Raw genomic sequence first — 18641 nt, forward strand, 5'->3', positions numbered from 1 at the left:
GGCCTCCTAGAAGCTCGGTGCGTAGACGATCTGTTCGAGCTCGTTGCCGGTGAGTTCGACCACGTTGAGGGTGATCGCCTCCTTGGGTAGCGCATTGAGGATCCGCCACTGGACGGCGGTCAGCCGGCGTGCGGTGCCGTTGCCATCGACGCCCCACACGTCGGCGTAGTCGATGCCCGCGATAGTGCGGTAATCGGTCCAGATGCGCGAGATGCCATCCGCGAGGGGGCTGGAGTTGTCGGTCGGTTTCAGATAAACGGTCACGTCATCGTCCTTCGGGGTCGGTGGAATAGTTGCGATTGGGGTGACAGCGAGGGCCGCGAAACTCGGTGCGGCCAGGGTCTCGGTGCCATGCAGGAGCGTCCACCCGCGATAGGTGGGGGTCGGTTTCGCGGCGTGGTATTCGGCAAGCGTTGCCGTGCCCATCGCGTTGCCCCACCACGTCGTAGCGCCGTTGGAGGCCATGAGGATCAACCCGCCGCCAAGCTCGAAACCAACGTGACCCTCGCCAGTTCCCCACCAGTGCAGAGCGCCGCGTGGTGCCGGACCTTGCGACATATCGCCGGACGCATCGCCCGCGAGGGTGGCCGTGTCGAAGCTGCGAGTGAACCCACCCGCACGGTACACGAACGCCTCGCACCAGTTGTGCCAGGAGCCGTTGTTTACGCTCGCGTTGGTGGGGTGAGCGCGGGCATACGCCTCAACATCGTCGATCGTGCGCATTACTGAGCCGACCGGTAGTAACTGACGGAACCGTGGATCTGTGTCGCACCCGTGGCCGCAGGGAACAAGGTGAAAATGTCACCATTCGCCCGGATCTCGAACGCCCCAGACTCACCAGAACCGAAGTACGCTGCACCGCCACGGACCACAGTCTCAGGCGCGAAACCTGACGGGCATGTTCCGATCCACTCATTCGCCGTGATCGCGGTGCCCTTGACAGCATTGATCTGTGCGACAACCATTCCCGCACGCTTCGAGAACGTCATCTGCGCGCCAGCAGACCAACCGGAAGCGAACCCGGCGAGAACCGTTGCCGTTGTTGCTTCTGCCGCAAGCGGCTTCCATGTTGTCCCGTTGTGAATCCACACACTGTTGAGCGAGATGTCATAAACCATCTGGCCCTTGTACGGGGATGCCGGGTACGAAGCCGATGACGGGCACGGGATGATGCCACCAGCCGCGACCGCATACGGGGCGATCCACGTCACGGTCGGAGAGCCACCACCAGACACGGGCACGTTGATGCGCGCAATTGGGAATGCGCGCGACACGGGAAGCGCGGGGTCAGTGGCCGCGACCGTGCCCGCAATGTATTTGACCGTCGCAACCGGGACCGTGGAACCATCCTCGACAGGGATGTCGAGCTGCACATAGATGAGATCCTGGCGGGCAATAGACGCACTCGCCGCCGTTATCGAACCAGTCTGAATGGCATCAAACGAGAACGTCACCATGCCCGACTCGGCCGCTGCCTCAAGATCCGCGACACCAGAGAACGCGCCACACGTCCAAGTCGTAGACGTTGCGCTTACCGTCGAGGTAGACGTGCCGGGACGCACGCCTGAACGCCCCCCAAGGGGACGAGCAGACGTTGCGCCGGCAAACGCAACCGCGTTCACTTGACGCAACATCCGCCCGCCATAAGAAGGTGCGCCCGCTGCGGCATCTACTGGATAAATCGTGTTGACCATGAAGTCTCCTATTTGTCAGCCGACATGGCCGTGATTGTGAGTTGAGCGCCAGCCGTATAGCTCGCCGCCGTAAAGCTCCATGTGTTTTGTCCGGGGTCGAAGGCAGACCAGCCTCGAGATGTGATGTACCCGTTACGCGACGACTGCCCGTTGGCGAGCACCTGCCGCTTCTCGTAATTGAGGTCCAGCCATTCGCCCGCGTTCAGGACCAGCGACGACGAGAACACCAGCGCAATCCCTGTGCCCAAATGGGTGATGATCGGGCCGACACACGGTCCATCGATACGCGCCGTCACCGGACCCGCAACATTGCCCACGTTCGTGAGGCTGATCTGACCCGTGACCTGCACGGCGTTGATGCTGTACGGGATCGTGTACGGGATTGTCAGACCGCCCGTAGTTGACGGGAGCGCCGTTGACGCGGTGAGGGTTGCGCCGAGTTTGCGCGGATCCAAGGCGACAACCTGCACCGAATATGTGAACGCCGTCGCACCGATCCACACCGGCAGCACGTCACCATCACGGCGAACGTTGCACCAGCGGGACCGGCCAGACTCGACCACCGCAAACAGCATCGAATCCAACGACACCGAATCAATGAGTCGGTCCAGCGCATCCGAGGCAAGCGCGGCAGTCGGGGCGATACACGTTCCCTTGAGGGTCATGGGACGCTCGCCCGAATAGGACAAGCCGCCCCATGCTCCCGGCTGGCGTGGCTTCCGTGTCGGCTTCAACGAACCAGCCGGTGAACCCCACCCCTTGAAGTCCTCAAGGATCCATTCGACCCCGGAATCTTCCCGCGAGGTGAGGTTCACAGCGCCGATGGACACGTACGAGAGCGCAAGAGGAACAGCCATCAGACAGCCCCAATCGCGTTCTGCCGGCGAGCAACCTGCATTGCAGTAGCCCGCGGCGAGATCGCCTCGTAGATGTTGTACGTGTCGCCCTTGCCCTCAGTGCCGCCGCCGAGGGTCGCGCGCACCTTGTCAAGCGGGCCAATAATCTCGTCCTGCCCACCCTCAGCAACACGCACCAGACGCCCACCAGGAGTCGCCGGGACAATGCCACCCTCAGCGAGCTGGGGGATGTGGCCGAGGTGAATGTTCACCGCGCCATTGGTGAGGGTGCGTGCCAGATCGCCCGCACCGTTCAGCCCATCAATGACCCCGTTTACGAGGCCGATGATCGTGTTGAAGATTCCACGCACCACCGACTCGACCCCGGAGAACGCGCCCGTGACGATGCCGCCGATCGCACCGAACACCGTGTTGATCACGTCAGAGAGAGTGTGAATCCCGCCGATGATGAAGTTGATCACCGGCATGATCATCGTGTTCCATAGCCAAGTGAAGATCGCGCCGATGGCCTGGAACACGGGGCTGATGATGTTCTGCCATAGCCACGTATATACAGCCGCCATTGCCTGCACGTACAGGATGATGAAGCCGACCACCGGGATGATGATCGATGTCAGCAGCCACGACACGATGTTTCCGATCGCCTGGAAGACGACGGTGATGATCGCGCCGAGAACCTGAATGACCGGGATCAGTACGGGCATAATGAACTGGACGAGCTGCACGAACAGGTTGATGACGATAACGATGACGGGCATTAGCGCAGTGATGACCGTCGTGACAATCTGCAAGATCGGTGGGATCAGCGCAGCAAACACGGGGATCAGCGCCGAGATGACCTGAATGACAATTGGGATGACCGTGGCCGTCAAGCTCCAGAGCGTTTGCGACAGGCCGAGGATCGTGGGGAGGATGCTGATAAACGCATCAGCGAGCATCTGCACTAGCGAAACAACCACGGGCAGGATCTGGGCCATAGCACCCGAGAGCGCTTCGACCAGCGAACCGACAAGGCCGACCACGAGAGGCAACGCGGTAGCAAGCACGCCCCCGATAGTCTGGCCGAGAGCCGTCAGCGCTGAGATGATCGCTGGCATGATCGGCGCAATGACCTTGAGAATCAGTTGTAACGGCGAGAACGATGACGCCAACCCGAGAACCTGGGGGAGCAGCGGCATGAGCACGGGGCCGAGGCTTGCGAAAACCTGCATCACGCCGTCAAATACCGGCTTGAATGTTGCGCCCACCCCAATAGCGGCATCCCGCGCTTTGAGCAAGAACGACACGAGCGGCGAATCTTCCTCGACGTGGAATGCCTTACGGAACGACTCGGAGAAATCGCCCTTGATGAGCAGGTCAGACAGACCATGCACGGCGTTCCCGATGAAGGTAAAAGCGTTGGTTGCGACGGGCGCAACCTTCTGCCCGAACCCGTCGATTACCCCAGCAACCTTGAGGAACTCGCCACGGTGATCCTGCAAAACATGCGTGACTGCCTCAATGGCCGGGGTCATTGCGTTGCGGAATACGTTGTGAACAGACGTGAGAACTGGGACTAGCTCGCCACCGAGGGTTACTTTCAACCCCTGATTTGCTGCGTCGAAGTTGCGCGCCGACACCTTCGCGTTGACAAACGCATTTGCCGCAACGTCATCGATAACCAGGCCCATCGTCTTGGCCTTCTCGGTCAGCGCCCCGATGCCCTCCGAACCCTTATTCAGGAACGGGATCATCTGCGCGCCAGAGCGGCCGAAGAGCTGCGTTGCCAGTGCCACCTTCTCGGCACCCTCGGGCATGGTCTTGAACTTGTCAGCCAGACCGGGCAGCAAGTCCGACATCGGCTTGACATTGCCCGCCGCGTCCAAGAATGACGTGCCGAGTTTCGCGGTCATCTCCGCCGTCTTCGCCGCGTCCCCATGAGCAAGCCCAAGGTTCTTCGAGAAGATCGTCAGCGCACCCGATGCGTTGTCAGAGTCGACCCCGGCGAGTTGCATTGCGCCGCGCAAACCTGACACCTGTTCGATGCTTCCACCCGCCACCCGCTGCAACACCTTCACCGAACCGGTAAGGTCCATGAACGCCTTGGTCGAGTCGTCCACGATGTGCTTGATTGACAGGCCCGCACCAAGGGCTGCGAGGGGTGCGGCGAACGTTTTGAGCCCAGTCATAAGGACGCCACCAAGCGCCCCGCCAATGCCCGCAGACTCGCCCTTGACCGCCGCCGAGAGGGCGGCACCGAATCCGGTAGCGTCAGGTTTTACCCCGAGGGAAACCTGCCCGGCTGAAAGCGTCCCGGCCATTAGTCCTCCATCATTGAAGCGAATTGCGAAAGCTGAATAGTCGGGGCTTTGACCGGTTCAAGAGCTGCCTCATACGGGCGCGGGACACGAGGAGACGGGTCCTGCTTGCTCTCCGAATTGGCCGAGATAAACAGGTCTGTCAGGTAGCGCACCGAATCAACGACGGTCGCCAACATCTCCACGTCGTTGCCCCAACCGAGCGGGGACTTCATCTGCGACCGGACATAAGCCGAGTCAGGCGGCAGGCCCTTGATGTGGGTGAGCAGGCGGCGGACACCCCACGCCTGCTCACCCCACACGGCCAGCCGTAAATCAGTCCCGTAGAACCGGGTGAAATCGGCCTCGAGTGGCCCCCACTCTGTCTCTAGAGTGTGGGCGAGGCCGAGGATTCCCCCAGCGTCGAACCCGTCACGAACTCCGTGATCGCTTTCAGATCAGCGGCAGACAGGCCGTCGTTGATCAGCGCGTCCACGTCGGCAGGGTCCACGAGCAGCTTGGTCAATCCGCCCTTGATGTTCTCCGCCTGGAAGTCGATAACCGCGCCGATGTCGAACTCTGCGCGCACCTCCACGAACCCAGCAGCGAGCTTGATGTACGGGTTCGCCAGACCGGCAGCAGCACGAGCCTCAGCACGGGCGACACGAGCCGCACCAAGGTCGAGGACGTTTGCACCTGCGGGTGCCTCGCTCAGGATGCTCAATAGCCGACCGCCTGATCGACGCCGTACACAAGGACGGACTTGGTGCCATCGATGGACGCGAGTGCCTGAACTTCCATCGCATAGGAGATGGAATCCTGCCGGCTGAACTTCACCGTGGGCAGCGAGGTCAGTGCGGCGCGCTGGATGATGATGCGCTGCGAGATCACGGAATCAGACCAGTCGATGATCAGCATGAAGTTTGCCACAGACGCTGCGTCGGGAATCGCGAGCGAGTAGGAGCCGGTCACCTTGACGAAACCAGTGGCCGTGCCCGCGATCGTCGGGGCAATGAGTGCGCCGCCGACCGTGGCCGCGAGGGTCAGGGTTGTTCCAGTCGGGGCGGTCAGGACGTAGTACGTGGTTCCGACGACGAACGGGGTTGCACCCGTGAGCCCCTGGAACTGGAACGGGTCGCCGACGTTGAGTCCGTGTGCGACCGAGGACGTGACAACACCGGTCGTGATCGCGATGGTTGCCGTGCCGATGCTGGTCGCGTTGGCGGTGATTGCAGCGCCGCCCCATGCCAGACCCAGGGTGTCCTTGTTCGTCTGCTGGAGCTCGAACGTGAACGATCGAACCAGCGCGGTAGGAATGGTGCGCACGGGCTCGAGCGCCTGCCACACCGTCACGTCTTTGGTCTTGTAGTCCTGCTTGGCTACGAAGCCGTCGGTGCAGAAACCGAGCTCAACAAAACCCGCGCCGGGCGCAGTGGTCGAGTCGGCCGGGATGGCGGTCCCAAGTGGGGCCTTCCAGATCCGGCCCGATCCGGGGACCCGGACCTGGCTGGCGTTGTTAGCAGGAGCCATGATGTTTGTCCTTTCGAGACACGACGAATAAGCCCCCGGATCGGAGGCTTAGAGAGGGTTGGGTTACGGGTGGGTGAGTAGGCGATACCGGGCGACGTACCGGGGCAAGGGTGGGTTAGGAATTGTGTCTGGAAGCCAACTGGCGCCCATCTCCTCTGTGCCCGATACGAGGACACCAGCGGGCACGCGATCGTTCGCCACAGCCCACACAGCGGCCTGCACGGTGCGCGCTATCTGCCCGCACAGTTGCTTAGAACCGCCAACGGAATCGATCTGCAACGCCGGATTGCCCAGCGCCGGCCAGATCCCGTTACCGCCGCCAAGCTGCACGACGATGTACGGGTAGGTCGGGGCGCTCGGGATTTCCGTCACGATGTGCGTCGAGTCGATGAGGGTGGTTAGCTCGGGGATCGTGCGCAGGTATTGGATCGTCGCGAGCACCGCGTCGGGGAGCACGTAGACAGGATTCGGCATTAGCCGCCCTTCTTCTTGAACGTGAGCCCGAGCGCGTCAGCAGCGCGCCGGAAAGTGAAGTGCGCCGCCTGCCCCTGGCTCGGAACGCCGAACTCAACATGCGCCGCATGGTCGCTGGACGAGTAGACGCGAGCGCCACCCTTCGTCTTCTCCGCGACAATGCTGGCCCCATAATCGCCCGACGACTCGGGGGCATTCGAGCGGGCCACCGATGCGATCTGTGTTGCAACGGCGAAGGGCTCGTCACCATCCGCAACCAGTTTTGCCACCTCGGCCTCAACGTCTGGATTTAGCGTGAGGGTTACGTCGCCGCTAGCCACTGATCGCCACCAGCTTGCAGATGAGATGAGACACGGCTTGCAAGCGCGGGTTGTACGCGTGCTCGGGTACACCGTTCACCTGGAACAATTGGCCCTGGAATGTGATCTGATCAAGGTGGCCGATCAGTGTTGGAATCCATGTAGCACCGCTCAAACGGGTCACCCGCATGTGGGCAACCCAATCCGAGACGGTCGTGTCGCGGTCGGCCTGAAACTCAACGCTGGCCTTCTGCTCAAGGAACCCCAGCACGACGAACGGGGTACCAAGGCCACCGGGGATCTCGTCGCCGTAAGCATCCTTCGTTGGTGCACCCATTGTTTGCACGCTGAGCGGCTGCGTTAAAAGCTGGTTCAGGCTCATGCGATCCGCGGATTCATGTAGCGTGCCAACCCCTTGCGCTCAATGCTCGAGAACCCATCAGCCTCCATGCCGTACTTCACCTGGTAACCGCCGATCCGCTCAAGGTCAATACCGGCTGGGGATGAGTACGCACGAGCTGCAGCACCGAGGACAGCACCGACAATGGACATCGGCATCACCGCGAACCCGTGCGAGTAAGTGACCCGCCACGACTCAGGCGCAGACGGCCAGTGAAAGCCAGTGTTCGGGTTGGCTGAGATCATCCCGAGCCGTTTGGAAACGGTGTACGTTGCCGGGTCCACCGTGGTCCACACGGTGCCATCGAACGTCTCGAGCAGGGACACGGATGTCACGGGGGTTTCGGGGAGTAGCGCCACATACCCGGCGAGCGGATCGATCAGCACGACATCGTTGATCACGGGGTCAAGCGTGAGTTGCATGAAATCCCTCACCATGCCCGACGCGATGTCCAGCATGAGAATCGCCGAAGCGTCGTCAGCCGCGAGGGGCTGCTGCAAGAATGCCGCCAGTTGGGCGGGCGTGGCGAGGGCGGCCATTACTTGACCTCAGCGGTGGTCGCGTCGAAGATCGGGGTGGGCTCCGGGGCCTTGACGACCTTGACCTCGACGCGGGGCTTCCCGGTCAGCTCTTCGTAGTCCGAAACGAAATCGGTGGGTGCCATGTTGTTCTCCCTTCAAGTGTTGGGGGTGGGGCCAGTCCGAAGACCAGCCCCACCGGGTGATGCGGGTTACGCGGTGAGCAGGACCTTGCCGAATCCGGCGGGACGGATCACGCTCAGGGCAAGCCTTTCCTCAGCCTTCAGCGTGATCATGTCCGTCTCGAAGTCGTTGTTGTTCGAGTTGGTCATGTCGAGCACGACACCGTTGCGGCGGAAGATCTGCGCGCATTCCTGGAAGCCACCGACGAACGCGGTGCCCTGTGCGATGGCGGTCGTGATGACCGTCTTCACGCCCCAAAGGTTCGACACGTTGGACGGGCCTGCGTTGCCGTACGCGCCGGTGAACGGGCCACCTGCGTAGTACTGCTGCTGGCCATCCTTGCCGAGACGGATGGTCTGCCAGTCGAGCGGGTTGATCAGGATCGCGTCCGGCTCAACGAACGAGACCGAGCGCAGGGCGGTGATCTGGTTGAAAATGCCTTCCATGATCTTCGCGGCGGTGAGGCCCGCCGTGGTCGTGATCGCTGCGGCAAGCCCGGCGCGGTTGAGCAGACCCTGAAGTTCGGGCGTGGTGCCCGTGCCGTTGAGGAGCTGCTGCTCTTCCTTGCGCTGGAGGCCGAAGACCATGCGGTTCTGGAGGTACGCCTGGAACTGCTCGGCGTCCTGGAACATTTCGACGGTGACCTTCGAGATGTTCGCGATCTTCGACACGTTGTCCTGACGACGGGTCAGGGTGAGGTCGAGCTGCGGGATCGCGCCCTTCTCGGCGACGACTCCGGTGAGGTCCTGGAATGCGGCCTCAATGACGTAGCTCACGGAGGTTGCAGACGTGGTGCCCTGTGCGATAAGATCCGCGACGGTCAGCGGCTGGAACCGGATGGGCACGATGCCGGGCAGGAGCTGCGGGGCGTTGAGCTGGCCAGCGAGACCAGCACCACCGGAGAAGGCGGGGATGATTCCCTCGTCGATGGTCGCGGCTGCCTTCACGTCGATCTGCGCGAAACGCGAACCGGAGAGCATGGACTTGTACGCGGCAGAGTCGATGACCTGACGGGCGAACCCGCGAGTCTCAACGTGCTGCTCGCTCTTGGCCTCGGGTGCGGCCTCAGCGCCACCCATGAGGCGGTTGGCCGCGTCGTGGATTGCGATGGCATCCTTGAACCCCTTGGCCTCGAGGGTGAGCGCGTCGAGGCGCGTCATCTTCTCGGCGTTGGTGAGGGTGGAGTCGGCCTGAACGTTTTTGGCCTTGACGCCAACGTTCGCGATGCCCGACTGGGCTTCGATGACAGAAGTCATTGGGTAGTTCCTTTCAGAAATGGGCACAAAAAAAGCCCCGACATGTGTCAGGGCTCCGTGCTAAAAGTGGAGTTATGGGATGAGGGTGTCCGCGTACAGATCAACGAACGCGGCCGTTACTGCTTCCGATTCGGCTTCATCAGCGGCTTTGGTCTCGGCGACGGCGGCGGCAGATTTCTCAGCGGCGGCGGCAGGCTCAACTTCGGCGGCAGGTTCGGCGTTCTCATCTGGGTCGGGGATTCCGACCACATCTAGGAACTCGTCAATGGTCACCGAAGCGGCCTGAACGAGTGCAATGCCCTGCTGAATCTCAGCGGGCAAAGTGGAAAGGTCAACGGACGCGAACGCCTCAATGGCCTCATCGAGTGCGGCGTCAACGCCGAGAACCAGTGCGACGGGGTCGGCCTGGTCTTCGTCAGCGGGCATACCGTCCTTCTGGGCGTAAGCCTTCGCGCCGGCACAGTCAGCGCCGAGCATGGCCGCGTGGTCGTGGATACCCTGGACTGCCGCCGCATCCGTCTTGCTGTTGCGCGCGCCCGACTTCGAGGACAGCACGAGCGCTTCCCGGTTCGACGGGATCGCCACGAACGCCCCGTTGAGAAGTTCCCGCTGCGGTTTCGCATCCTTCGACGTTTTCGGGAGCGTCATAAACGCCACCGACGTCGTGTTGATGTGGCCCTCGTTGACGAGCGTCCGAACTTCCTGCGCGCGGGGGAGACTCGAGTACGTTCCCGACACGACGAGCTGGCCCGCCTCATTGATGCTCGGGACGCCAGAGCCGACGGTCGTTGCGACTGACATCCCGTGGTCGCTGTCGAACGTTATCTTCTCGGGCAGCGGGGTCTTCCACTCGTCCGAGCCGAGCGTGTCGCCGTCCCTATCGAGGGTGGGTGCAGAGAGGATGACCTCGAACGTGCCGGGGAAGTCGTTATCCGCACCCGTGGGGGTGATCGTTGCATCCTTATGTTCAACGCGCATTGGTTGGCCTTCCTTCGAGAATTGATCTCCAAGCGTATTGACAAAAGTAATACGTTGGGCTTAGAATATAGATATGACAACGACACAGAACAGCAAAAGCCGCCAGCCGCTCACCTTCCGCATCGACAACGCCGCCGGGAAGTGCCGCGTTTACCGCGGCGAGCACTATCTTGGCTCCACCCGCAAGACTCGCCGCGATAACCCCTCCGTCCGAGGCGGAGCGTACCGAGACGCGTGGAAAGCCGTTGCTCAGGACGGCAAGAACCTCGGCACTTTCGACACTCGCCGCGAGGCAATCGCCGCGGTCGCCGCGAACAATTCATGGGGGCTGTGAGTATGAGCCGACCGGCCATGCGGCCCCGCGCCCTGCGCACGTCTGACGCGCTCTGGGAAGCGGCCCAAGCTGCCGCCGATGCACGCGGCGAGATACTGTCCGAAGAGATCCGCAAGTTTCTCGAGCGATACGCGAAGAAGGGTTTGAAATGAGTGAGATTGAAGGACAGAACGGAACGGCTGAGGCCCGGTTCTGGGCCAAGGTCAACAAGTCGGGCGAGTGTTGGATCTGGACCAGCAGCACGAGCAGCTACGGGTATGGCAGATTCCGCATTGGCGGGGAAGGCTCGCGGAATCTGGGCGCTCACGTGGTCGCATACCGGTGGGCCAAGGGCACCATCCCAAATGGAATGGTGCTGGACCACCTATGCCGCGTGCGATCCTGCGTCAACCCCGCTCACCTTGAAATCGTCACACCCGAAGAGAACTCAACCCGCGGGATGATCTCTCGCGTGGCGGAAGTTCCCAACTGCCCCAACGGCCACCCGTGGAGCGAGAACACCTACATGCCAAGGCGGGGTTATCGCATCTGTAAGGCATGCGCCTATCCCAAGTCGCAGGAGTACAACAGAAAGCGCCGTGCGGCCCTAGTCAGTACTAAAGGATAGGTCGCACGAGCAACCCGCCACTTCGTCAGCGCCACCGGAGTAGTCGCCAGGACCGTTCATCCCATTGGAGAACAGTGTGTTGAGTTCGACGGTTTCGCCGCTCATCGATGCGTGAGAAGCGCGGGGCTTGCCAGAGGTGACAACCCACATCTTCGTCTTCGCCTTCGACAGGCGCGCAGCTACGAGTGCAGCCAGACCGCCGATCACAGCGACACGAGTGAGGCTGATCTGATTCGACCGCGCCGCAATCTCGCCGTCGAACAAGCCATCGATCGCATCTTCGGGATCTTCCGATTCCTCCGACTCGGCAGCCCTCGCGAGCGCCTTAGCGATCTGATCCGCCGTAGTCTGGTTGATGCTCTGGGCCGTTGACTTCGCATTGGCCGTCAGGTACTCGGCAATGTCGCCGCCGTCATACCGTCCACCAAGATCCGCCGCAACCTTCGCGCCGATCGCCTTAGCCGTAGCCTCAGACAGTGAGTGCAGGATCGTCGTCAGGTCGCCGTCCCAAGCTTCGGGATCGAACGCACCAGCCGACTTCTTACCCACCGCCGACTTCACCGACTCGCGCTGCTTGCCGAAGAACTTATCCAACTCCGACTGATGACCCGCAACCAGGCCGGCGCGCAGATCCTTCGTCGTCGCCTTGCGCGATAGGTAGCCGTTCAGTGACCGCGTAACAGCCTTGGACAGGTTGGACGCACCAGCCGCCGCAGCATCCGCTCCCGACGCCGCAGCAGACGCCTCGGCGTCCATAGCGGGTGAAGGAGTAGCCGCCTCCGTGATGGAAACACGCTGTGACGGCGTGCCCAACTGGACGAGGGCGGCATTCGCGTAAAGCTTGTCCATCTCAGGATCATCCGACATCGGATGCCCCACCAGCTCGAGCGCCTGATTGCCGGTGAAGATTCCCGAGTTCCGCAAAGTTACGGCCTTATCTGCACGAGTCTCGAAGTCACCACGGAGAACATCAGTCATGTCATACCGTGCGACACGCTGGCCAATGGGGAAAAACTCGGGGCGCAGGGCGAAGTCAACCACGGACTCGAAATCTTCGAGGCGCGGGGTCATCGTGTCCCGATACATCGACCGCATCTGCTCGGTGATGTTCGAGAACGTCGCATGATCGAGGATGTGGACCACGGGCGGGGGCACGTCGTAGACCATGCAGCCCTCTTGCATGTTCATCTTGCGCGAATCGATGTACTGCATCTCATCGTTCGTGAGCTGCACCGGAGCGGCAGTCATGCCCTCATCGAGGATCATGGTCGAACCGACGTTATCGGCCCCACCGTGACGCGCATCCGACGACGCCTTGAGCCGATCCTTGGCATTCTGGGAAAGCTCGCCCGGGTGCGTGATGATCATGCCCGGACGTGCGCCCTTGTTCCAGAACGATGTCGTCGCGCGCCGGCTGGCGTCCTCGTTCACGAGGGTCGAACGCAGGGGCTCGAGGCGAGACAGGCCGCGCATCAAAGACTCGGGATTGTATCGCAGGAACGCCACGACATCGTTAGACGGCGCGTGCAAGATACCAGCGGACGCGACACCCAGCGTGAAGATGTACTCCACCTGGCCGGCAGCGTCACGGTGGACAGCCACACGGGAAGGGTGCATCGGCAGAAGGTTTACAACCTTGCCAGTTGGGCGACCAGCCATGTCTTTGCCTGCGCGCTGCTTGTACCAGAACGCCTCACCGAAAACCTCATACGTCGAGGTTGTCCACCGGTAGAAGTTGAACGTAGACATCTGATCGCACGGGCTGGCGATCAGCTTCGCGTAATCCGATTCCGTGTCCTCAACCTTGCCCGTCGCCGGGGCTTCATCCCAGACCTTGAGCTTGAGCCGTGCCTGCGAACTCGCGATCTTGTCAACGAGCGTCGTCACCACCGGCTGGGCAGAGTACAAGGCCGCATACGTCGCGAACTTGTTAGCCAGGAACATGCCAGTATCAGCGTAAAAGTAGCCGTTACTGAGCGTCGGGGTCGTCTCGCCGAGAGCCTGCGGGGCGAACCCCAGCACCGAACCGTTGGACACAATCACGCGGCAACCCCCGGCCTCTGCAAGTACACGATTTCTGAGCGCGGAACGAACAACTCGCCGTCAACAACCTTGCGGCCGGCGTCCGTAAGCGCGAACGCATCCACCATGCGAACGGTCTTCTCGTCAGCATCCACAAGCAAGCCGTCGAACGACTCACCAGTGCGCAGGGTGACCACGAAACGTTCACGTAGGAGCTGCTTGAGCAGTCTGTCCTTGCCCATGTGGACTCCTTAGTTGTTTTGTCGGCGCAGAAACTCGGGGTTCAGATCTCTTGGTGGGCCGGATGGTGCGTGCGATTCAAGCTCGGCATCGAGTAACTGGCGGGCCGTGTTGTACATGCGGCGATCGAATAGCTTGGATATGTCGGCCCAGTCCCAAGTCCCCGGACCAGCCATCCGTCCGTAAGACTTGACGACGACCTGAACGCGCCCGTGCGTGCAGTAGCGCAGATCGCCCAGCTGCCGCATCCTCACGCCATGCGGCACGATCGGGTTAGCCCTGACCTGGCACATCTCGGCGTGACCTTCAACCCGCGCGTCATTGAGATTTGGCACGAGGCTCCTTAGATGACCGCGAGGTCTTCGGTTTCATACTTGCTAACCTTTTTGGCTTCCGTACCCAGCACGAGCGAGAGAGCGTTGACCAGGGCGGCGATAGCGTCGATCTTGTCGGCCGCGTTGCCCTTGTCAGGCTTCACGTTGCCGGCAGCGTCGATAGCCACCGTGAAGTTGTCTGCTTGCCAACGGGCGGCAGGGTTGCCACCATGACGCAACATGGGCCGTTCCTCAGTGCCTTCGAGGAGAACGCGTTGCAGTTCTTTGGTAGGCGAGGTCAACGAGGCCAAACCTTGACGGGTCAGAACCATCGGCGCGTTGTCAGACATGAGATCGTTCGTGAGTTGCTGCGCATTCCACGGGTCATACGCAATCCCGCGGACCTCGAACTTCTCCCGATCGCGGTTGATCTGCGCCCGGATGTAGTCATAGTCAGACACGTTGCCCGGCGTGAGAGTCAGAAAACCCTCACGAACCCAAACCGTCGCAGCACCCGCAGTCCTCTTATCAAGGTTCACAAGGTTCGACTCCGGAGTCCACATGCGCCAGATCGCGTCAAACCCCGCCTCAGAGGGGAACAGCCAACACAATGCGTTGAGGTCAGAAGTCGATGCAAGGTCAAGACCGCCGAAGCATTCCCGGCCGGTCAACTCGAGCTCAGAAACCATCGACGTGTTGCGGTCCCAGACCGCCATGTCGATGTACTTCGTTTCCTGCTTCGTGCGCAACCCAAGGTGCAAGCGTTGGAACTCGGCAAGCTCAGCCGGGCTGTTCTTCGCCTTGATCGCCGCCGACTTGAGATAACCCGCAGTCGGTGAAACCCCATACCCAGGATTCGCGCTCTTCCACGTTGACTCGACGAACGGGTCGGCGAGCGGATCCGCAGCCCAGACGACACCATACGTCGACTCATCCTTGAACGCGCCACGAGCCAACTGCTCCACATAGGTGCGCTTCTGGTCGTAGATCGTCTCACGCCGGCCAGAGTCGGCAGTCGTGATGATCGCAATGAGCGGCTGCGTACGCGAACCCGTACCAGTCTCAAGAGTGTGGAGCAAGTCGCCCGTCTTGTGAACGTGCAACTCGTCAACGACAGCACAGGACAGGTTGAGCCCGTGCTGCGCGTCGGCAGCAGACGCGATTACCTCCACGTAGGAGCCCGTCGACGGCATTATGATTCGCTTCTGATGCGTCTTCACCCGATCGCGCAACATAGGCGACTTCTCCGCCAACATCTTGATCGGGTTGAACACAAACCCCGCCTGGCGCTCCGTCGTCGCAGCAGTAACCACCTGCGCGCCAAGGTCACCATCAGCGAAAGCCATGTAAAGCGCGATGCCACCCGCGAGCGTGGACTTACCTTGCTTGCGAGGAACGTCAATGTACAGATTCCGGATCACCCGGACGAACTCACCGAACTCGTTCTTCTTCACCCAGCCGAAAACCGGGATGATCAGATACGCAACCTGCCACGGGTCAAGCCGCAACGGCTGCCCCGCAAGCCGACCCTGCGTGTGAGTGAGTGCATTGAACACCGCAAGCACCCGGTCAACACGGTCAGGGTCAAACTTCGTCCCACGAGTGCGGCCAGGATCCGGGGTCATAATGCGCGGCGGGCAATCAGGGAGCGCATACCCGCGATCCTTCAAATACCAGCGCGCCTCCGGAGAGAGGCCGAGGTCGTCAACCTTCGCCATGACAACCTCCGGTGACCTCAGCCCATCTACCCGCTAAACGGGTTCCCGTCTGACTGTTGCGATTCCTTCGCACTAAACGCGTTCTCCGCGGCGGGAGTGAGACCGAACTGCCCAGCCCAAGTACGAGCCTCACGGCCGGCAGCTCGAGCGATACCAACCGCAGGATGGGGGAGCGTGCCCTGCTTCGCCTCGATCGTCAGACCCTCGTTGGCGATGATCCGGGAAGCCTCAACGAACGTCGCCCAGTTCTCGCAATAGATCGCAAGAGCCGCCCGATCGCTCGGCTTGAGAATGTCCAGACGCGACATCTCAGGAACAACACGCTCCCACTCGGCCAACGCCTCACGCGACAACCAGTCAGGCGGCTCTGGGGGGATGCGCTTGAAATCAAGAGGCGGCTTTACAGTCCGACCGCCCGAATCCTTACCGTTGCCAGTGCCGCCAATAAGGCGCAACGCAGCAGGAGCAGTAGCCCGAGGCATAAGACCCCCCTATGACGTAGTGAAGCGCGCGAGACAAGACTCCCCCACGGTTCCCTGTGAGTTTTCTCCTAGAGATTGACGACCCCCACCCGGGGGTCAGTCGGATCTCTTCGGGTTGCCGAATCCGCCGTCTCGTGATGCGGTCTTCCTCGAGTGGTGTGAGGCTGAGAGCGCCTGTAAGTTGTTGTTGTCGAAGCCGCGTGGTCCGTTGGGTCCGAGGCCGTCGATGTGGTCGACCTGTGTGGCTTCTTGTCGCTTCCACATGGGGAGCGCTTCACATTCGGGGCACTCGCATGTTGGGTGGTAGCGCAGGAACTTCTTTGCGTGTGCTGCCCATGTGGTTGTGTACCCGCGGCTGTAGCGTGTGCCTCGACGCGCTTCTGTTTCCTTGCGTGTCTGTGTTCGGCATTCGTCGCATTGCCCGCCACCGTAGACGAGTGTGCCGCAACGGTTAGTGCAGAGACTGGGTGGCGAGATTGGCATGTCTACTCCTTGGCCCGGGCTATCCTAAGCGACGCCATAATCACGAACGCTTCAGCCAACGCAGCAGCAGCTTCTTCTCGCGTAACCTCAATCCCATTAATGGTGGATAGGTCAGTGTCGGGTGCCATTGCTGTTCCTTAGCGTTGGGGCTATACGAGAACAGCCTCGTCTTTGTAGCGGCTCGTGGGCGTCATTACCCATGTGAGCATTCCGGGTTCTGAGTAGGTGCCTGATGCCTGAGAGAAGCCGGGAGATCCACGATCCTGTGACGGTGTTTGCCGCCAAAGCGTGTCACCCCAGTCTTTGCCCTCGCCGTGGTGGAAGTGGTGTGTGATGAGCACGTCGGCCTGACCGATGCGCCCGAAACGCTTGACTGCTGCGGCCATGTTCTTGAACCAGGCGTGAGCCTTGCGTTCCGTGGTTGCCCCGCTAACACCCTTTGCGAACACGTCGCCGTGAGTTGTTACGAGCGTCCAGCCGTGAACCTCGGTCCAGACGGCAGCTTCTTCTTCGGCAATGATCCACTCAATGTGCTGCATGTTGGGGTCGCGGGCGAGTGCGAGCTTGGCCATCTCGACACAGTGCGTGTCGTCGTTGTCTGCGAGTGTTGTCATCTTGCCGTTGATGCGGTGTTCGCCGTGGTTGCCCTTGCACGCCAAAACCTTGACCCACTCGAATAGCGGGGCGAGGGAGTCGAGCGCGTGGAGGATCAGCGCCACAACCCCTTCGATCTGCTGTTTGCGGTCGAGGTCGAGGCTAAATGACTGGTTCGGGTAGATGACACAGCCTTCTACGAGGTCGCCGCCGATAACGATGACTAGGCCCTCGAGCTTGCGGCCGATTAGACGCAGCTCGTAGATGCGTTCTTTGGCCAGTTCGACGAACCGGTAGAAGTTGGCGATCGTTGCAGCCGAGCCGCCGTTGTATGACTGGCCGAGCTGCACGTCGTTGATGGTGATACAGAACGCCGATGAGTCGCCGTCGATCTCAAAGGTGTAAGGGCCGACTGTGATCGATGATTCAAGTCGGAGCTGAGCGAGGATGCCAACCGGGTCGATGCCGTATTCGGTGCGCTCAGTGTTGATGCCGTGTTTCGGCGTGGCTGACATCTTGTTTGAGAACATGTCGAGCCCGTACGCAATGGATTTGATGCTGAGCGTGTAATCCTCGGGCTTGTCACCTGATGAGCGAATCCATGCGCGTGCATCGTCGAGGGTGATTGGCCGGCTGCGAACTGCGGTAACTGATTTGGAGCCGTCTGACGAGTCTTCGTTGGTGTCGCCGGGCATTGTTGCGCCTGGTGCGATGTGCACAACGCCAATTTTCTTGCGGTGATCTTTGACCGTCGAATTTCCGAGGTTCCATTTGGATGCAATGGCAACAGCGGTTAACTCGCGGTCGTTCAGGTCGACCATGTAAAGCGCATCATCGAGCAGCGACAATTAGGCCCCTATCGTTGATTTGCGCATATGAAGGTTCCGCGTCTCGCCCGCATGCCACTCGCCTTTGTGGGCGTAGGCCAGGACTCGCTCACCGACTCGCGACGTGTTCAGCGTCTGTGGGTGAGGTCGTAGCCTTTCGGGGGTGCGGGCGAAACGCGGAAGTGAAAGTGGAGTAGGCGCGTAGCGTCGCCTCGTTCTTAAGCCACCAGTTAGGTCAGTCCTCAGGAACGGTTACCCCGCCCATCACCCGCCTTGCTGTTTGGCTGCACGTTTAGGGAACATGCCCTTGTACCAACCAGTAGCCTCCACTAGCTGAGCCACGAGGAATCGAACCTCGATCTGCGGTTTTGGAGACCGCCGTGCTTGCCATTTGCACCATGTCCCATAAGCCCCGTTATGCCAGCACGGGACAACACTGTTCTATGACGGCGACACCGACGAACGGAAATGGCCGTATTTGTGCACGATGCCTGTTAGGCGCTCTCGTGCGCTCGTTTCTTGCCACCCCTGAGCTCGGGGATGGAGCATCTGACC

Annotated in this window: 22 protein-coding genes and 1 tRNA gene; 2 read left to right on the forward strand and 21 right to left on the reverse strand. The window is 61.1% G+C overall.

Features of this window, described 5'->3' with window-relative positions:
* Positions 1–6: 6 nt before the first annotated feature.
* The 14 genes from E3O39_RS10640 to E3O39_RS10700 all read right to left on the reverse strand — a co-directional run bounded on the left by E3O39_RS10640 (position 7) and on the right by E3O39_RS10700 (position 10465).
* A complete protein-coding gene (locus tag E3O39_RS10640; protein ID WP_134447716.1) occupies positions 7–723 on the reverse strand; it encodes a hypothetical protein in 717 nt (238 codons plus the stop codon).
* Complete coding sequence (locus E3O39_RS10645) at positions 723–1694, reverse strand: hypothetical protein (protein WP_134447718.1); 972 nt, start codon at positions 1692–1694, stop codon at positions 723–725. Before E3O39_RS10645 ends, E3O39_RS10640 begins: the two co-directional genes overlap by 1 nt.
* Before the next feature lie 8 nt (positions 1695–1702).
* Complete coding sequence (locus tag E3O39_RS10650; protein WP_134447720.1) at positions 1703–2551, reverse strand: hypothetical protein; 849 nt, start codon at positions 2549–2551, stop codon at positions 1703–1705.
* The gene (locus E3O39_RS10655) at positions 2551–4851 is read right to left on the reverse strand and encodes a phage tail tape measure protein (protein ID WP_134447722.1); all 2301 of its coding nucleotides are present in this window, start codon (positions 4849–4851) and stop codon (positions 2551–2553) included. The genes E3O39_RS10650 and E3O39_RS10655 overlap by 1 nt, the downstream gene beginning before the upstream one ends.
* Positions 4851–5150: a hypothetical protein gene (locus tag E3O39_RS10660; protein ID WP_134447724.1), complete on the reverse strand. Its 300-nt coding sequence runs from the start codon at positions 5148–5150 to the stop codon at positions 4851–4853. Before E3O39_RS10660 ends, E3O39_RS10655 begins: the two co-directional genes overlap by 1 nt.
* A gap of 65 nt (positions 5151–5215) precedes the next feature.
* Positions 5216–5551 (reverse strand): hypothetical protein, encoded by a 336-nt coding sequence (locus tag E3O39_RS10665; RefSeq protein WP_134447726.1) that lies wholly within the window; start codon positions 5549–5551, stop codon positions 5216–5218.
* A complete protein-coding gene (locus tag E3O39_RS10670; protein ID WP_134447728.1) occupies positions 5548–6357 on the reverse strand; it encodes a hypothetical protein in 810 nt (269 codons plus the stop codon). The genes E3O39_RS10665 and E3O39_RS10670 overlap by 4 nt, the downstream gene beginning before the upstream one ends.
* 63 nt (positions 6358–6420) lie before the next feature.
* The gene (locus E3O39_RS10675) at positions 6421–6831 is read right to left on the reverse strand and encodes a hypothetical protein (protein WP_134447730.1); all 411 of its coding nucleotides are present in this window, start codon (positions 6829–6831) and stop codon (positions 6421–6423) included.
* A complete protein-coding gene (locus tag E3O39_RS10680) occupies positions 6831–7100 on the reverse strand; it encodes a hypothetical protein (protein ID WP_134447732.1) in 270 nt (89 codons plus the stop codon). Before E3O39_RS10680 ends, E3O39_RS10675 begins: the two co-directional genes overlap by 1 nt.
* A 43-nt stretch (positions 7101–7143) precedes the next feature.
* Positions 7144–7512 (reverse strand): hypothetical protein, encoded by a 369-nt coding sequence (locus E3O39_RS10685; RefSeq protein ID WP_134447734.1) that lies wholly within the window; start codon positions 7510–7512, stop codon positions 7144–7146.
* The gene (locus E3O39_RS10690) at positions 7509–8069 is read right to left on the reverse strand and encodes a hypothetical protein (protein ID WP_134447736.1); all 561 of its coding nucleotides are present in this window, start codon (positions 8067–8069) and stop codon (positions 7509–7511) included. The genes E3O39_RS10685 and E3O39_RS10690 overlap by 4 nt, the downstream gene beginning before the upstream one ends.
* Positions 8069–8194, reverse strand: coding sequence for a hypothetical protein (locus E3O39_RS19700; protein ID WP_255454111.1), 126 nt, complete (start codon positions 8192–8194; stop codon positions 8069–8071). The genes E3O39_RS10690 and E3O39_RS19700 overlap by 1 nt, the downstream gene beginning before the upstream one ends.
* Before the next feature lie 66 nt (positions 8195–8260).
* Entirely contained in the window at positions 8261–9487 is a 1227-nt protein-coding gene (locus tag E3O39_RS10695) for a phage major capsid protein (protein WP_134447738.1), read from the reverse strand.
* A 72-nt stretch (positions 9488–9559) separates the two neighbouring features.
* On the reverse strand, positions 9560–10465 hold the full coding sequence (locus tag E3O39_RS10700; RefSeq protein ID WP_134447740.1) for a hypothetical protein: 906 nt from the start codon (positions 10463–10465) through the stop codon (positions 9560–9562).
* Positions 10466–10538: 73 nt separating this feature from the next.
* Between E3O39_RS10700 and E3O39_RS10705 the strand changes: the two genes are divergently transcribed.
* Together E3O39_RS10705 and E3O39_RS19860 are read left to right on the forward strand one after the other, a co-directional pair.
* Positions 10539–10799: a hypothetical protein gene (locus E3O39_RS10705; RefSeq protein WP_134447741.1), complete on the forward strand. Its 261-nt coding sequence runs from the start codon at positions 10539–10541 to the stop codon at positions 10797–10799.
* A 148-nt stretch (positions 10800–10947) separates the two neighbouring features.
* On the forward strand, positions 10948–11406 hold the full coding sequence (locus tag E3O39_RS19860) for an HNH endonuclease signature motif containing protein (RefSeq protein ID WP_134447743.1): 459 nt from the start codon (positions 10948–10950) through the stop codon (positions 11404–11406).
* Here the strand turns inward: E3O39_RS19860 and E3O39_RS10715 are convergent.
* The 7 genes from E3O39_RS10715 to E3O39_RS10750 form a co-directional block, all read right to left on the reverse strand.
* Positions 11386–13449, reverse strand: coding sequence for a phage portal protein (locus tag E3O39_RS10715; RefSeq protein WP_134447745.1), 2064 nt, complete (start codon positions 13447–13449; stop codon positions 11386–11388). The genes E3O39_RS19860 and E3O39_RS10715 overlap by 21 nt on opposite strands.
* On the reverse strand, positions 13446–13670 hold the full coding sequence (locus E3O39_RS10720; protein WP_134447747.1) for an LSm family protein: 225 nt from the start codon (positions 13668–13670) through the stop codon (positions 13446–13448). The genes E3O39_RS10715 and E3O39_RS10720 overlap by 4 nt, the downstream gene beginning before the upstream one ends.
* A gap of 9 nt (positions 13671–13679) precedes the next feature.
* The gene (locus E3O39_RS10725) at positions 13680–14003 is read right to left on the reverse strand and encodes a hypothetical protein (RefSeq protein WP_134447749.1); all 324 of its coding nucleotides are present in this window, start codon (positions 14001–14003) and stop codon (positions 13680–13682) included.
* 8 nt (positions 14004–14011) lie between these two features.
* Positions 14012–15700, reverse strand: a complete 1689-nt coding sequence (locus tag E3O39_RS10730) for a terminase large subunit (RefSeq protein ID WP_134447751.1) — start codon at positions 15698–15700, stop codon at positions 14012–14014.
* A 26-nt stretch (positions 15701–15726) separates the two neighbouring features.
* The gene (locus E3O39_RS19865) at positions 15727–16182 is read right to left on the reverse strand and encodes a phage terminase small subunit P27 family (RefSeq protein ID WP_134447753.1); all 456 of its coding nucleotides are present in this window, start codon (positions 16180–16182) and stop codon (positions 15727–15729) included.
* Between the two features lie 632 nt (positions 16183–16814).
* Complete coding sequence (locus E3O39_RS10745; RefSeq protein WP_134447757.1) at positions 16815–18107, reverse strand: hypothetical protein; 1293 nt, start codon at positions 18105–18107, stop codon at positions 16815–16817.
* Between the two features lie 312 nt (positions 18108–18419).
* Positions 18420–18492 (reverse strand) — tRNA-Trp (locus E3O39_RS10750).
* Positions 18493–18641: the final 149 nt, after the last annotated feature.

The sequence above is a fragment of the Cryobacterium sp. MDB2-A-1 genome, assembly GCF_004402675.1.
In the GTDB taxonomy this organism is placed as follows: domain Bacteria; phylum Actinomycetota; class Actinomycetes; order Actinomycetales; family Microbacteriaceae; genus Cryobacterium; species Cryobacterium glucosi.